We start from the raw sequence: 16,122 nt of genomic DNA on the forward strand, positions 1-16,122 counted from the left end.
AATCTGGGCCAGGACTTTTGAGGTTTTCACCTTTGAAGAAAAGGTATTTGGATCAAATCACTCAATCCATTCGGTAGTAAAGTTTGTTTTGTGTTACCTTAACCGCAACCTTATATCTCTGAATGAATTACTCGCTTTCTCTCTCTGGTGGCGGCTTTCGGGCATCTGCTTATAGTCACGGAGCATTTCTACTACTACAGGAACTGGACTTATTAAAGAACGTCCACATTTTATCTTCCGTCTCTGGTGGTTCTATTACCGCTTCAATGTATTCCATTTACGGTGATGAATTCTCTGAATTCAGTAAGCGACTGGATGATGTCCATCAAAAAGACCAGTTGATCAGACGGGCATATGATGTAATCGAAAACCACGAGATAAAAGTACCGTCACAACGAGAAAATATCATCACGGCCTTCGCGGAGGTCTACGATCAGGATCTTTTTGAACGAACCACATTTGGAGCATTATGGACTGATCGTAAGCCAGATCATTTAAAGGACGTGATCATCAACTCTACAGAGTTTAAAAACGGAACCTGTTTTAGGTTTCAGTATGGGGGAGGCAGAAATGGGAATAAACACTTCACGATTCCCCGTAAGCTGGCTAAACAGATCAGAATGGCAGATATACTAGCGGCTTCTTCTTGTTTTCCTGGTGCCTTTGAGCCTCTTTCTTTACCGAAGGACTTCCGGATGGATAAAGAGGTCAGCCAGCAAATCAGTGATAAGATAGAATTAAGGACGAGTCGTCAGGCGCATAAGATACCACCAGGGCATCCAGAGGCACAGAAGTTAGCAACTGCTTTACAAGAAGAAGAGAAGGCTAATAGCAATAAAACAGGGCAGAAAAAAGAAAATCCACCGTCAAGACAGGTTGATGAACTGGCATTGATGGATGGCGGTATCTATGATAATCAAGGCATTGAAAGTGTACTTCTGGCCAATAAGCGGGATAGAGAAGACAAAACAGACATGATGATCATTGTGGATGTTTCTTCCTCGAATAATAACATCTATGATCCACCAGTTTACAAACCCGGGAAAAAACCTTCTATACAACTAAATTGGCTGATAGGATTAGTTGTCGCAGGCCTTTCGGCTTTTCTCTGGTTACCCGCTATTTCCTTCTTTAAATTAACTGCCCTGATTGACCTGAATACACTACCGATACAAGAGCGTGAAGGACTTGCATTTGTCTGGAATTGGTCTTTGGCATATGTCATTGGCCTAAGTGTATTGACGGTTCTTTTCTTATTAGGGTTGAATTTCTTCCTCAAGACATTAAGGCAATTGAAAAAGCAATATCCCTCGGCCATTACCTACGGTTTAAAAACATTGGGTTCACGAAGGTTAAAACCATTTTCAGATATGGTTAATGGCCGTATCTCATCACTGTTTGCCATTAATACGGAGATCTTTTTAAGCAGGGCCAGGGAGCAGGTGTATGAAGATGCGCTTGAATCCCCTGAGCTAAGAGGAAAAGTAGTTCCAGCCATTCTTGACCGCTTTCATCTATTCGAAACGGCTAGAAAACCCAATTTTCTGACAGGCATGGCCAACCGTTTACCCCCTGAGGCGATCCTTGATCCGGAAGATCCGAATCACATGCAAATCGTGAGAATTTGTAATCGCGCTGGTGAAATGCCAACCACTTTGTGGTTCGAGAACAATACAGATAAGAAACCCAAGTTAGTGGCAGCTGGCTACATCATCTTATGTCATGCCTTGATCGAACATTTTTACAAGATATCGAAGAAACAAGAAAGGCTTAATAGCGATGATCAAGCAATCTATGATCGCCTGCTTAACCTCTGGAAATCGATTATTGATGATCCTTATGCGCTTGCCAGGAAACATGAAGTAGCAATGTAGATGGGTTAGGTCTATTCGGCTAACTCAATTTATGTGATTAATTAGCTTAAATCATAGCCGAAGTTCAAAGGTTGGTAGCGTGCTTATCTCAATTCATTGCATTACCCCATCCTTCCACTTCTCTTTCTTAACCAGGTTACCTGCTACATCATAGTACCTCCAGGTTCCTTGTTTCAAGTCTTTTTTGTACTTTCCTTTGATCTTTAATTCACCTGTTTCGTGGTATTCAAAGTAGTTACCGTGTTTCAGTCCGTCTTTGATGTTCACTTCGTAGATCGGCGTACCATCTTCAGTTGATTCTGTTTGCTTTTTGGCACCCAGATCATCCAGCTCTATTTCAAGTGCAGTAATCTCCACTTGCTCGCCCGGATCGATGTTCCACAGGCTGTCGTAGTTTATGGTATCCCGAAGAACAGTCGGCTCCATTCGACGTGGAATTGGCTGATCCATATTGTCGATAGATACCAATATCCTGGTTTGGTAGATCCCACGCTCAGGAGTCAGTTGGAAAGCCATTTGAGGAAAGTCGGCAACAATATTACGCTTGTTTTTAAGGAAGTCCAGTGTTTCAGAGTCGATCATACCACCGGCACTATGCTCCAATAAAGGCAACTGTAAATAGCAAAGTGCACTATGTTTTTCTCCGATCTGCTCCTTGAAAGACTGGAAGGAAGGTACGCGTGCTAAGGTATTTCCAGCTTCATACTCATCAATGAACCGACGAAGGATGCTTGGCTGATTCGAAAAGACAATGTACTCATCGATGATCGTATAGTAAGGCCGATCAAAGTACTGAAAAAGCTTGCCCAGCACCAAATTGAAGATGCCTTTGACGGACATAAAATTGATTGGATATCCCCGGTAATCCACCTGTTTGAATCGAACGGGAGTTCGCTTTTTGATTTGTTTGCTCAAAAATGCCATCTTTTCCAGCGCTACAGCATTGCCTTTTGCTTTGAAGACAAGCGCAAGTTCAGGTTCGGATGACGTAGCTTCCAGTTGTACCACCGCCAGCTCATCATCCAGCCAGCTTGCAAAATCTTTTTGCAGATCGATATTGAGGAATTTTTCAGTTCTGCGAGTGTACTTGATATAGTTCTCACCATAAATGGTATCTGACCTTAACTGCTCGTCAAGTGCACCGTAGAAATCAGCAAACGACCTGAATCCTAAGCTAAAGTAGAGAGCCGTATTCGAGGGTAAAACCTCAGATATGTTCAGGGAACCTGTTCCTGCTTTTTCAAAAATGGGCAAGTAGGATGGGAGACTGTCATTATAATTGGAGTATCCTTCCAACAATAACGAAGACTCTTCCACATCAAAGTAACTGCCCGTATGGTACAATGGCAGGTTCTCCTTCAAAACGTCGATATAGGACGGGTCTGTCATGGTTTTTAGATATGGGAAGAGATTGTCATAGTTGAAGTATAACCGGGCAACCCCTTCGCCCATGGCCTTTTTTCTCACCTCGATGAAATTGAAAGAACGACTTAGTTCAGCTTTTTCCAAATTTGTGATGGATGACTCTATCAGCGTATGGGTATATGAACCGATCCAATAATTATCGATGAAAGTGAAATGCAGGGTTTCATTGGTGTCCTCATCTAATTGTTCGTAGATCGTATGGTTCAAAAAGGTTCTTTTGGTCACATCACTTTGTGAAGTGAGATAAGTGCGCGGGAGCGCAAGGCCCTGCATGTCGAGCAGAAACAAATAGTCATAATTCCCTTTATAATACAGGTGGCCAGACACGTATACTTTGCGATGATTGAGTTTTTCCAGCAGTTGATCAAAATCTGCAAGGGTTTCTTCCAAGGCTGTCAGATGCTCTCCATAGGCTTTCCAGTCCTCATCTTTGGTCAGCGTTTTCCAAATTTGTGTTTTCCCTATCTTCGACCAAAAGCCATACGCCTGATCAGTCTCCATGATGAAGAAAGCATCAGCCGGCACCAGATTCAATGGATTGATCCTTGGGCCTTCAGTCACAGGAAAGACCATTCTGTAAATGAACCAGGAAGCAATTAACGCCCCTACAGCAATTAAAGCGATAGGAAGGAATCTCTTACGTCTTTTTTGAGATGAAACAACCGAAGGATTATTTTCCGATAAAGGGCTGCCGGAATTAGATTCCACTTCTGGAGTTTCCTGATCTTCGTCCGATACGTCCTGAAGGTTTGGTTCGTCCTCAGATTCATTAAGTGTGCTATCATCAGATAAATCATTGCATCCAGAATCATTAGGCACCTGGTCAGGGGAGCCTGCTGCAGGTAGATTTTCGTCGTTTTCCTTGTCTTCCATGGTAGGTAGGTCGTACAAGGGTAAAGGTAAAAAGCTAAGCATTCAAAGCTTCTGAAAAACCTACACAAAAATCACTATCAGTGCATACACCAATATGACATGTTCGATCCCAATATTCCTTTGCAAGGCTATGAAGAAAGTGGCCACGTCCGTGAAATAGGAAAAAGTACTTCAGAACCCTATACTCAAGAAAAGGATGGCTTAGTTGAATTTGTAATGAAGCCCCTCTGAATCAGTAAACCATCTAATCTGGTAGAAACAGCGGGGCTTGGCTGCATATACAGTCAATGACCATTAGTAGGAATTAAAAACGTTAACTAACATAGGATTCGTAATTAAATGAGGTTTAGAACCACATGAATTTAGACCGTAAAATAAATCATAGCTTACCTGAATCTTCCATTACCGAAAAACAATGGCATGTCCTGATTCCTCTGCTTCTTTCCTAGTGTAAGAGACGATATCAACAGTATCCTTTTTCGGGTTTCTTAGGATAAGGTGAACATCTGCATTGACCAGGCTGAAATCATGCTTAGCAAAACTGATACGGATACTTTCACCGGCCTCTACAGTGCCAGAAAGCGGAGCTGTCTTACCGCGAGAGTTCCAAAGTGCCCAACCATCTAAATCTATCTTATCATTAGATACGTTAAGCAAACTCACCCACTCATTTTTTTTAGAATCTCTACCTTCAGGGTTTACCATGGCCGCCACAATCACCAGGTTTTTGTCTTCTTCTTTGGCTTCTTGCGTTTCCCTATTTGCCAATATATTATGAACAAGGTCCTGTTTTATCACTATGGGGACTCGCTCAGGATATCTGTATACTCGATTAACTGCGTTAGGATCTTCGGGTGTATTGAAATATATAGGATTTGAATCGGGAAGTGCACTATCAAACTCTAACCCGGTCAGGTTTTCGATATCGGCTATGCTCACCTGATACTTAGCAAACCTATTAGTGGCCACATATTTTTTGCCATTACGATAGTTATTGGTGAATTCCTCGTCCTGATAAAGCAAAAATGCACGTGTTTCCAACTTGTCTGATTCTATCCCTATATAACAGATGATTTTGAAAAAGGCCGAAGGAATACGAGCAGCATCATCCCAGGTTCTATGAAAGCACCGGTCGAAAGGACGATGTACCGGTCCTGTCAAAATACAGAGTTTTCCATTTTTACCCAGTTCCCAATTGAGAAACATGTCCTCTAACGCTAGCCACTCGTCCTGATTAAAATACTGATGTTGTAGCGAGGCATTCGTATAGAAGAACGTATCGTCATTGGCTTTTTTTACATTTTCTTTAGTTTTTGGTACTGCCCAACAGTTATTGGCCCGGCGCACCAGATGGCCTCTATCATAAGGATTTTCTACTCCTTTATAATAGTTATTGTCTAATTGAAGCTCTTCAGGCATCCTGGAATCGAGGTTCCAATCGTCTGAATGCCGTTTATATTTCATCCAATTATCCTGATCGATATTAGAAGCGGCGTAAAGTAATTGGCGCGTTTTCTTATTCATTACAATTGAATAATGAATGTAATCCAGATAAATACCGTCACGAAGTTCATCACCGCGAAATACAACACCGTCGATTCTTGGTGAAAATTTGGGAGGCCTCACTTTGATGCCTTCCCCTAAGAAATTAGGATCATAACCTGTTCTGTCCATGTGTTTGAATGTTTATGTATTACCTAAATATACGTCATCCGTGAAAAATTTTGATCAATTATTTGTGAGCTACTTTTAATGAAGTAGAGAGCATTCAGGGCAATGAAATGCTGTCGTGTAATATTGAAAGGCTTCACCAGGAATTTCAATTCATATAGAAATTGAGGAGTGTAGCCAAAATTGTATTGTAAGACCTAGATTGATTGAACGTTTCTTATCAATTCAGAAATCTGCTTAAGAACGGGCAATCATTTCTATAGAATATACTGGTTTGGCAGTCCGAAGAGATTTTCTAAGTTTCTACTTTTTAGAAGAAGGTTGATTAAATTTTAAACAAAAATCACCACTAGTGCGAACACCAATCCTGCTAATACAAAGTACATTCCTTTCTTAAAAACGCTACTACCCGGCATGTACATCCAAAAAGCTGAGAGTACAAAAAAGAGGAGTGAAATCCCAAAGAAGATGTTCAGAAAGAATAGGGGAGAGCTACTATTGGCTTTGTGCATTTTTGACATTTTGTCCAGCACGTACGGAAGAGACTTGGTCGTGATTTCAGCTTTACCGGTAGATTGATCGTAAACCCCATTCTTGAAATAGATCAGGTTCCCTTCTTGCTTTTCAATTTTGAAATTCCTGACTTTCAATGCTGTTCCAATTTCATTCAAGGGAGTTGCGGTCGGAATTTGCTTTTCTACGATCGTTTCCTGCTTTAGAAAATCTGTATTTCGAAAGATGAGAATGATGCCACTGATGGCATAAACGGCCATGATGCCTGCTAAAAAGAACCCTAAGTATCGGTGATAGATTCTCATCTTCATGTTTGTCTCTTCGTTTGTTTTATCAAAGCCACAAAAATGAAGTGCTCCATGTCAGCAATCAATCGCCAGAACTAGTGGAAAATCCTGGTGAGTATCGCTAGAAGTAGTGATGCTTCGACAAGCTCAGCAACTCCTCCTTGAACCTCAAAAAATCTCTCGGCTGGAAGACATTTACTGATCCCAATCTTCATCCCATTCACAACCGGGAACTCTGGCTACCATGACAATTTGGTTTTTGTAGACCCAAACCCATTTCGCCAACTCACCAGCAGCTGCCTTAAATCGCCACTCATTGGGTGTTTCACTGTCTTCGCCAACGTAATTGGGTTCTCCGAAGTAACTAACTGCCTTCTTACTTGCTAAGGCTCGGCTATCATATTGAACGATCACCTCATATAGTGGCTGATTTTCAACGTCTTTTGCGATGTAATAGAGCAAGGTTTTGATTTGCGGTTCATCACTCGGCTGAAAGTACACCCTGCGCCAACTTCGCGTATCATCCACTTTCATGGCACGCATATCCACTACTTTTTTGAAATCAAGCGATGACATCCCGAATTGGAGCTTAGAAGGAACACCTTCAGGAAAGGCAAATGGCCTGTCCTGATCCTGAGCAATCACTGTCAGCGAAAGCATCAAGAGTAGGAGTGAGAGTATGTGAGGATTCTTATGTCTTAGCATGTAGGAAGTATTGCTACGCATGTTTAACGTCATTCCGGCCATCACAGTACAATTTTCGTGTCTCAAAAGGCTTTTAATTGATGTGCCGCCAGGCGGCCCTGCGGAATCTCAAGGTTTGATAGTGTTTATTCTTTTTGACGAGATTCCGGCAGATAAAAGATAATTAAATCACTTAAAACGAAATCAAACTATGATCGCCGGAATGACGGAATTCAGTTCTATAAATGTAGAAATATTCGAATCATATGGGAATCTGATCAAGATTTCCTCACTCACTCAAAAACTCCCTTATATCCTTTGCTAATTGATCAAAAGAAGGTTGATGATTGTACATCATATGCCCTCCTTCATAGTACGTGAATTCGACGCGCTCAGAAGGAATGCCATTTCGCGAAAAAGTATACTCCGCATCGAAAAATGGCGTAATCAAATCGTAATAACCGCTGGCCACCAGTATCCTCATTGATAGGTTTCTTCGCATACTTGCTCCCAATCGAGGGGCGGTATTTACGTAGGAAGGCTCATAGTATCCTCCCTCAGGAACATCACGCCATTTCCACTTACCAACTTGACCTCCGGTGAGGTAAGGTCTTTCCATTTTTACTTTCAGGTCATTTTGAAAATAGTGATTCAGAGCCGCTGTATAAGCACTGGAAATTTGGTAGCTGGCAGCATCTCCAAGCGTAGGGCGGTCTGCGGTCTGATCAAACTCCTTTCCTTTATAGCGACCATCTAGTCGTCCTAAAGTCAGTCCTTCGTTCTCTAAAAGCTTCTTTTGATAACGTGGCATCAAAACTCGTAAATCCGAGTTTAAGATGTAGTTCTTATCCAAACCGGTGAAATACGCCACTTTCTCGGCTATGGTTTCGCTTTCCTTGTCGTCCAGGAAGGCACCTTTATACAAAGCTGGCCCATAAGTGTTGTAAGTAAAGTCCCGGGCTTCTTGCACAAATGCTTCTAAAGATTTGCCCTGACCTGCCTTCTTGTGATACCACGACGTAGCCGCCATACTCGGTAAGTAGGTGAGGTAAGAAGTGATGTTATGGTGAACAGAAGTCGAACCAGCATAATCCAGGGCCTGAGAGATCATAATGATCCCATTCAGGGCCATGTTCTGGCCACCGCCTTCCAATGCCTGACTCACTGCCGCAGCTCTCGTGGTACCAAAGCTTTCTCCGGCAATGTATTTGGGTGATTGCCAGCGATTGTATTTTGAGATCCAGGTACGGATAAATTTAGCCACTGAGTTAGCATCCTCGTTCAAGCCCCAATAATCCTTGTTTTCGCCTTTTCCTACCACTTTACTGTAACCTGTTCCGACAGGATCTATGAACACCAAATCGGTGAGATCAAGTAGACATTGGTTATTCTCAATGATTTGAAAGGGGGCTGCACCATCATCTTCATCGGCACCACTTGGAACTTTGACCACCTTAGGTCCGAAGAAGCCCATGTGTAACCACACCGAGGCGGAACCTGGTCCGCCATTGAAAATAAACATGACAGGACGGTCGGCATTGCCAGTTTTCGCAAAGTAAGAAACTGACCAAAAAGCCGCTACTGCCTCTCCGTCATTATTCTTCAGGTGAATTTCTTGAGCAACCGTCTCATAACTCAAGTTCTTACTGTTGATATTGACTTCTCCGGTTGAGGTGAAGCTCCTAGGAGGCGTTACTGGCTTTGATTCCTTTTTGTCTTGTGAAAACAAGAATACAGGAGCCATAAGGCATAAGATCAATAGGAAATGCTTCATCATGGAATACTTTTCGACAAGTATAGCAAGAACATGTTGTCCATTTTGAATAATCGATCGTCATTCCACGGATTCATTTGTACTGATAAGTCATGTTTGATATAAAGAATGAATCATAGGGGAATCTGATCGATCGGTTGCTCAGTCAAGAGCTTCATGAATGAAGAATGCGAACGAACTTTTCAGAAAATTCTCTTCAAAAACCTCATTTGCTTTATCTTGAACCTGAAACGAGTATTTTAGCATATTGAACACCAATTCTTGATAAAGCCTCATGTTTACTGAATACGAACTAGATACCATGATTGGGTTTCCTGAGATCAAGGAAGCCAATTTCGAACTAAAGAAAAACTTCATTAAGACTGAGGCGCCTTATTTGGAGATTTCTGACCATGATTTCTTTTCGCTGGTCATGATGACACCAACCTTGGGTATTGCACTTGCGGATGGTAAAGTTAGCTTGTTCGAAGAGTTGGCACTCAATAAGAAAGCTCGGAAACTGTCGACCGGAGGGTATTTCCTGAAAAAGGATCCCGTCGTGTACGCCATGAAATTCCTGCTCAAAAATTATGATACCTGGTCTGATAAGTTCATGGCGGTGCTGAAATTAGCCATTGAAACAACTTTTCATCATGACGGGGTTGCAAAAAAGGATTTTGACGAAGAAGAACAGGTGGATTATGATGAATACAAGAAAGAGGTACTGCAAACACCTTTTATCCTGATTCGATTCATTGCTAGTTTTTTCCTGGAAAATGATGAAGAGATCATTTCTAATGTGCGTCACTGTCAGAAAAGTGAGTACAGAAGAATGCTGGAAATTGGAAAACAATTAGGTCTTACCGAAATTCGAGTATTTCAGATGTTTTGTCGAACATTTGAAGTTAAATAGCTTCGCGCAATACTAGAAAATTCACCCTCTCGTTAACAGGGCATGAGGAAAACAGGTACTCATTTCTTTTTAGTTGTGATTGCCCTGGGGTATTTATTGGGTTGTAAAACCGATGATAACCCGGTAATTACAGAAACAAATTCACAGGACTCGATCATTGTTCAGCATCTGAGAGATGTTGGGAACGATAGTGCGGTTCGTGATGACAATGGCATTTATGCCTATCCAATCACCATTAATCCAGGTGGACAAAGCACTCAGGGTCAAATTGTATCAATTTATTATACGGCTCAGGTATTGGGTGGAGAACTCATTGATGTTTTCGATACCAATGATGGTGACCCGCTAATCCTACGACAAGGCGTTAATGCTATTTATCCCGTGGGATTAGATCTTGGTCTGGCCCAAATGAATGTTGGAGATACTTATGGATTTATTATTCCCAGCAATCTTGCTTACGATACCTTGGAATTTTCCACTTTGATCCCCGCCAATTCAATCATAGAATTCACGGTAGAAGTGATTGACGTCCAATTAGAAGCGGAAATCAATGCAGCAGAAGTATTGGCAATCAATCAATACATTGAAGATGCCCATTTGGATAGTTTGGATCTGGTGCCACTCGATTCTGTGGAACGTGTCGGAGTGACCAATTCAATCATTTATAAACGTCTTCAAGGAGGAACGCCAGGGACTGGCCCTAGAGATGGTCAGTTGGTCTCTATTGCCTATGAGGCCCGATTCATGGATGATAGCGTGGTTTTTGACAATGTGGTGCCTGGCAATCCTTTCGATTATCCCTTCAATACAAACACCGTAATACCTGGTTTAGATATTGGCATAGCAGAAATGGAGTTCAACGAGCGAGCATTGATCATCATTCCTTCATTTTTTGGCTATAGAGAAAGTGCGGTGGTGGTACCTGATTACCTGACTGATGAGATCATTGCTGGAAGAATAGTACCCGATTATGTAGAAAGAGTAGGGCCATATCGCATATTGGCATTCGAAGTAACACTCTTAAACCCCAACTAAACTAGTAATTAACGTACATTTGAAAAATCTTTCATTACTTGAAGCGTAGATCATTCAAATACGGATTTTTAGGTCTGATCCTGACCATACATATGCTGCCAGCATTTGCTCAATTGGGCAAAGGAGTGGACGCCATGGGGAAGCTACCTCCGGACTTCTATGTGCGGAATAACATCCACAGAGATCCCTTTCGGGTTTTCATTAATCAATTTTCATTCACTTTAACGACAGGATACGGCAATACCCACTACAATCACGATCTGAGGGGCGTCTATTTTTATCAGGATGATAACCAGCAGTTGATTTTCAGTAATGCAGAGACGGTACCCAGACGGTTTCAGGGATTCAACAACTGGCTGAACGATCCAATGAGGTCAGACACAGTTCTGTTTGATGCCATATTTGACGTCCCTTATAATTATTTACCCAATCCTGTTTTCAATGATACCTTAAGAATCAACTCCTTTATTCTGGATACAGACACCACAAATCTCTCATTTTCAGGTGTTTATCACAGTATTCCTGTACAACTTTCCATGCATTACAATTATGGTGATTTTAGAGTAGGAGGCGGTTTGAATTGGGAACGACAATGGACTAAATCACTGGATCCTAGCACGTTAACCAATCAGATCAGGCCCTATGAGCCTAATTTCAATGCTACTAGTTTTACCCGGTGGTTTGGAATGATTGGCTATAAGATCTATGAATATTGGGAATACAACTTCTTTGCCGAATTAGAAGTTGGCAACATCAATGCAGGAAGGCAATTCAATAGCAGTGTCATCAGCAGGGGGCTTTACACCACGATTGGGATCAGTATAGAACAAACATGGTCTGAATATTTCCGCCTGATCCTGAAACCTTCCTATGAGATTAAAAATTACTCGATTACGCTACCAGACGGTTCTCCGGTAATCAGACACAATCAAAATGCCTTCTTCCTGAAGTTCGGCATCAGTATCAATATTCCTGAAATTTCCAGAAGTCCGATAGAAGCGGATCATGTGCAATTAAAGCACGTAATCACCGATCCGAAAACCGGAAGAAGGGTGGAAGTACGGGGACAACCATTTTGGAAAGTACAAAACCCGAAGGTAGGACAGAACCACAGAAAACTCTGGCGCAACAAAAACAAGAATAAGCGCAAAATGAACCCGTATTAAAAGGCGGTTAAACATTGAAAAAATGTTTAAATTGCGTGCTGTTTTTTACCTAATTGTTAATACTAGACGTTAATGTCAGACGGAGATATTGAGAACGATCAGGACGGATCTGTAGCGGGCGATCATCACATAATCCCAATCAACATAGAAGACGAAATGAGAGGCGCATACATCGACTACTCGATGAGCGTGATCATTTCTCGTGCACTACCCGATGTAAGGGATGGCTTAAAGCCGGTTCATAGAAGAATTCTCTACGGCATGGACGAGCTCGGTGTTAATTATAACCGACCTTACAAGAAGTGTGCTCGTATCGTGGGAGACGTGCTTGGTAAGTACCACCCACACGGCGATACAGCGGTATACGATACCCTGGTACGTATGGCCCAGGAGTGGTCTTTGCGCTATCCACTAGTCGACGGACAAGGAAACTTTGGTTCGGTTGATGGGGATTCTCCCGCAGCGATGCGTTATACAGAGGCCCGTCTGAAACGAATTTCAGAGGAATTGCTAGCGGACATTGGTAAAAACACCGTCGACTTCCAGCCTAACTATGACGATTCGGCAAAAGAGCCTACGGTATTGCCAGCCAAGTTCCCTAACCTGTTGGTAAACGGCGCCTCAGGTATTGCGGTAGGAATGGCAACTAATATGGCTCCGCATCACCTGGGTGAGTGCATCAATGGAGTTATCGCTTACATTGACGATAAAGACATTACAGTTGAGGGCCTTATGGAGCATGTTACAGCTCCGGATTTCCCTACGGGTGCATCTATTTATGGTTACCAGGGTGTAAGAGCAGCTTTTGAAACAGGACGTGGTAGAATTGTACTGAGAGCAAAAGCGCAGTTTGAAACAACGAAAACGGGTCGAGAGCAGATCATCGTAACGGAAATCCCATACCAGGTCAACAAGGCTTCAATGATTGAGAAGACGGCTGGCCTGATCAATGATAAGAAATTAGAAGGTATTGCTGATCTGAGAGATGAATCGGATCGGCAGGGAATGAGGATCGTCTATGATCTCAAGAAGGATGCAATCCCCAACATCGTTCTCAATAACCTTTACAAGCAAACACAGCTACAGTCTTCTTTCAGTGTCAATAACGTAGCACTGGTTAACGGAAGACCTAAGACACTGAATCTCAGAGACATGGTCCATCATTATGTGGATCACAGACATGAGGTCATTACCAGAAGAACGCAATACGAACTCGAAGAAGCAGAGAAACGTGCTCACATCTTAGAGGGTTACCTGATTGCTTTGGATCACCTGGATGAAGTGATCAATTTGATCAGAAGTTCACGAGACCCTGAGATTGCCCGAACTGGTCTGATGGAGAAGTTTGAATTGTCGGAGATTCAGGCAAAAGCCATTCTGGAGATGCGATTGCAACGTCTTACGGGTCTGGAAAGAGACAAGATCCAGCAGGAATACAAAGAGGTGATGGAGCTGATCGATCGTTTGAATGCGATCCTGGCCAGTGAAGAGCTTCGAATGCAGCTGATCAAAGACGAGTTGATTGAAGTTCGGGACCGCTATCAGGACGAGCGTAAAACGGACATCATTCACAGCGCAGATGAATTTACGGCGGAAGACATGATCCCTGACGATGAGATGGCCATCATGATCTCACATGAAGGCTACATCAAGCGTACTCCACTGATTGAATATCGATCTCAGGGAAGGGGAGGCGTAGGTTCACGTGCAGCTACCTCCAAGGATGATGATTTCACAGAACACTTGTTCGTGGCTACGGCACACAATTACCTGTTGATCTTCACGGAATTTGGAAAAGTCTACTGGAAGAAAGTTTGGGAGATTCCAGAAGCAGGAAAGGCTGCAAAAGGCCGTGCCATCCAGAATCTGATCAACATCGAGCCTGACGATAAAGTAAAGGCGGTGATCAATGTGAAGTCGTTGAGCAATCCGGATTACATCAACAATACATTTATTGTGATGTGTACTGGAAAAGGTACGATCAAGAAAACTTCATTGGAAGCTTACAGCCGACCGAGACAAAATGGTATCAACGCGATTACCATCAACGAAGGAGATCGACTATTGAATGCGCGCCTGACCAATGGCGACAGTCATGTGGTCATCGCTACTAATTCCGGGCGTGCAATTCACTTCCACGAATCAGATGTCAGAAGCATGGGGCGTACAGCCGCTGGTGTGAAAGGTGTCTACATCGATGAAAAGACGGAAAAGGTAATTGGTATGGTGTGCGTCGATCACGAGAATGCGCCAAACTTGCTGGTAGTTTCCGAAAAAGGATACGGTAAACGATCAGATCTGGCCGATTATCGAATTACCAAACGTGGCGGAAAAGGAGTTAAGACTTTGAACGTTACTGAGAAAACAGGGGCACTAGTGGCCATTCAGGATGTAAAAGATGGTGATGAACTCATGATCATCAACAAATCCGGAATTGCTATTCGTACCCCAGTAGACAACTTAAGGGTCATGGGACGGGCTACTCAAGGTGTGAAACTGATCAGGCTCAATGAGAAGGATGAGATTTCAGCTGTAGAGAAGATTGAATACATAGAACCCGCCGAAGGGGAAGAAGCAACCGCAGAAGGGGAAACTTCATCCGCAGAAGGCAAAGTAGAACCCGCTGAAGGTGAAGGTGAAGGTGCCAACGAAAATCAAGAAGGCAAAGCACCAGAAGGCGATAATTCGGAAAATAATGACGAAAATTAAGTTGCGAAACCAATCAAAAATGCGATCTATAACCATCCTCCTATTATTAGTGATCTGTGCAGTAAGCACGGATGTGAATGCACAAAAGAAGCCGAAAGTTTCTACGGCAATGAAAGCCATGAAAGGTGGTGATTTTGCGACAGCAGTTGCGGAAATCAATCGTGCTTCCGAATTTGATAAATTAAAAGATGACCCAAAAACCTGGTGGTCTCGTGCTCAGATTTTTGTTACCGCTGACACATCTGGTGCTGGAGTTGATAATGCCTTGAAGGAAGCATTAACTTCAATGGATAAGGCAAAAGAGTTGTCTAACGATGACGTTTCCAAGCTATTTGTAACCGGTGCAAATGGATTTCCTGTTCCTTTTGATGAATATAGGAACAATTACTGGGCTTATTATTTCAACAGTGGAGCAACAGCTTATGGCGATGAAGATTATCAATCTGCAGTTGCTGAGTTTGAAAAAGCACAAATGATCACTCCTGAAGACACCAATGCTTACATCAATGCCGGTCTGGCCGCACACAATGATCAGGCATGGGATGCTGCTAAGAGAAACTACCAGGGAGCAATCGATAATGGCGTACAGTCAAAAGACATCTACTCATTGTATGTTTCTATTTTGAATTCTGAGGAATCAACAAGAGAAAAAGCACTGGAAATAATTCGTACGGCAAGAGAAATTTACCCTACGGATAATGAGTTGGCAAGAAGCGAGATCAATGTACTGATCCAATTAGGAAAAGCCGATGAAGCGCGTGAGAATTTAGCTAAGCAAATCGAAGCAGAGCCTGATAACGCGGTATTGCACTTTACACTGGGCGTGATGCTGGAAGAGACTGGAGACAAAGAAGGAGCAAAAGCTGCCTACAGAAATGCTTTGAAAGCCGATCCTAACGACTTCAACTCGAACTTCAACATCGGGGTTATGTTGATCAATGAGGCAACTGACATCATCAAAGAGAGAAATAACCTCGGTATTTCTGATGCTGACTTGAAGAAAGCTGATGAGATGGATCCACTGATCGATGAGAAGTTGGAAGAAGCAATGCCTCAGTGGGAAAAAGTCCATCAGTTGGAGCCTGAAGATATCACTGCATTGGAAACTTTGAGATATATCTACAGCCAATTAAAATTGATGGATCAAGCAGAAGCGATCCAGGATAAAATTGATGCATTAGGAGAAGGTTAAAATCTCCTTTCTGATAAAATCAAAGCC

The 16,122-nt window shown here is 42.6% G+C and carries 11 protein-coding genes; 6 read left to right on the forward strand and 5 right to left on the reverse strand.

All coding sequences use genetic code 11. From position 1 onward, the window contains the following. The first annotated feature begins 122 nt into the window (after nt 1-122). A complete protein-coding gene (locus R8G66_01050) occupies nt 123-1,874 on the forward strand; it encodes a patatin-like phospholipase family protein (protein ID MDW3190918.1) in 1,752 nt (583 codons plus the stop codon). A gap of 93 nt (nt 1,875-1,967) precedes the next feature. Here the strand turns inward: R8G66_01050 and R8G66_01055 are convergent, their stop codons facing one another. The 5 genes from R8G66_01055 to R8G66_01075 all read right to left on the reverse strand — a co-directional run bounded on the left by R8G66_01055 (nt 1,968) and on the right by R8G66_01075 (nt 9,104). Next, entirely contained in the window at nt 1,968-4,214 is a 2,247-nt protein-coding gene (locus R8G66_01055; protein ID MDW3190919.1) for a DUF3352 domain-containing protein, read from the reverse strand. A 360-nt stretch (nt 4,215-4,574) separates the two neighbouring features. Further along, nucleotides 4,575-5,846 (reverse strand): DNA/RNA non-specific endonuclease, encoded by a 1,272-nt coding sequence (locus tag R8G66_01060; GenBank protein MDW3190920.1) that lies wholly within the window; start codon nt 5,844-5,846, stop codon nt 4,575-4,577. A 329-nt stretch (nt 5,847-6,175) separates the two neighbouring features. Next, complete coding sequence (locus tag R8G66_01065; protein MDW3190921.1) at nt 6,176-6,667, reverse strand: hypothetical protein; 492 nt, start codon at nt 6,665-6,667, stop codon at nt 6,176-6,178. Nucleotides 6,668-6,838: 171 nt separating this feature from the next. Beyond that, nucleotides 6,839-7,369 carry a hypothetical protein gene (locus R8G66_01070; protein ID MDW3190922.1) on the reverse strand — a complete coding sequence of 177 codons (531 nt, stop codon included), beginning with the start codon at nt 7,367-7,369 and terminating at the stop codon, nt 6,839-6,841. A gap of 247 nt (nt 7,370-7,616) precedes the next feature. Continuing rightward, nucleotides 7,617-9,104, reverse strand: coding sequence for a peptidase S10 (locus R8G66_01075; GenBank protein ID MDW3190923.1), 1,488 nt, complete (start codon nt 9,102-9,104; stop codon nt 7,617-7,619). 271 nt (nt 9,105-9,375) lie between these two features. Here R8G66_01075 and R8G66_01080 point away from each other — a divergent pair, with 271 nt between their 5' ends. The 5 genes from R8G66_01080 to R8G66_01100 all read left to right on the forward strand — a co-directional run bounded on the left by R8G66_01080 (nt 9,376) and on the right by R8G66_01100 (nt 16,095). Next, on the forward strand, nt 9,376-9,993 hold the full coding sequence (locus R8G66_01080; protein MDW3190924.1) for a hypothetical protein: 618 nt from the start codon (nt 9,376-9,378) through the stop codon (nt 9,991-9,993). A 42-nt stretch (nt 9,994-10,035) separates the two neighbouring features. Next, nucleotides 10,036-11,028: an FKBP-type peptidyl-prolyl cis-trans isomerase gene (locus tag R8G66_01085; protein MDW3190925.1), complete on the forward strand. Its 993-nt coding sequence runs from the start codon at nt 10,036-10,038 to the stop codon at nt 11,026-11,028. Between the two features lie 38 nt (nt 11,029-11,066). Next, nucleotides 11,067-12,194: a hypothetical protein gene (locus R8G66_01090; GenBank protein MDW3190926.1), complete on the forward strand. Its 1,128-nt coding sequence runs from the start codon at nt 11,067-11,069 to the stop codon at nt 12,192-12,194. A 72-nt stretch (nt 12,195-12,266) separates the two neighbouring features. Continuing rightward, nucleotides 12,267-14,903, forward strand: a complete 2,637-nt coding sequence (gyrA, locus tag R8G66_01095; protein MDW3190927.1) for a DNA gyrase subunit A — start codon at nt 12,267-12,269, stop codon at nt 14,901-14,903. Nucleotides 14,904-14,922: 19 nt separating this feature from the next. Further along, entirely contained in the window at nt 14,923-16,095 is a 1,173-nt protein-coding gene (locus R8G66_01100; GenBank protein ID MDW3190928.1) for a tetratricopeptide repeat protein, read from the forward strand. The last annotated feature ends 27 nt before the right edge of the window (nt 16,096-16,122 follow it).

Source organism: Cytophagales bacterium (assembly GCA_033344775.1).
Taxonomy (GTDB): domain Bacteria; phylum Bacteroidota; class Bacteroidia; order Cytophagales; family Cyclobacteriaceae; genus JAWPMT01.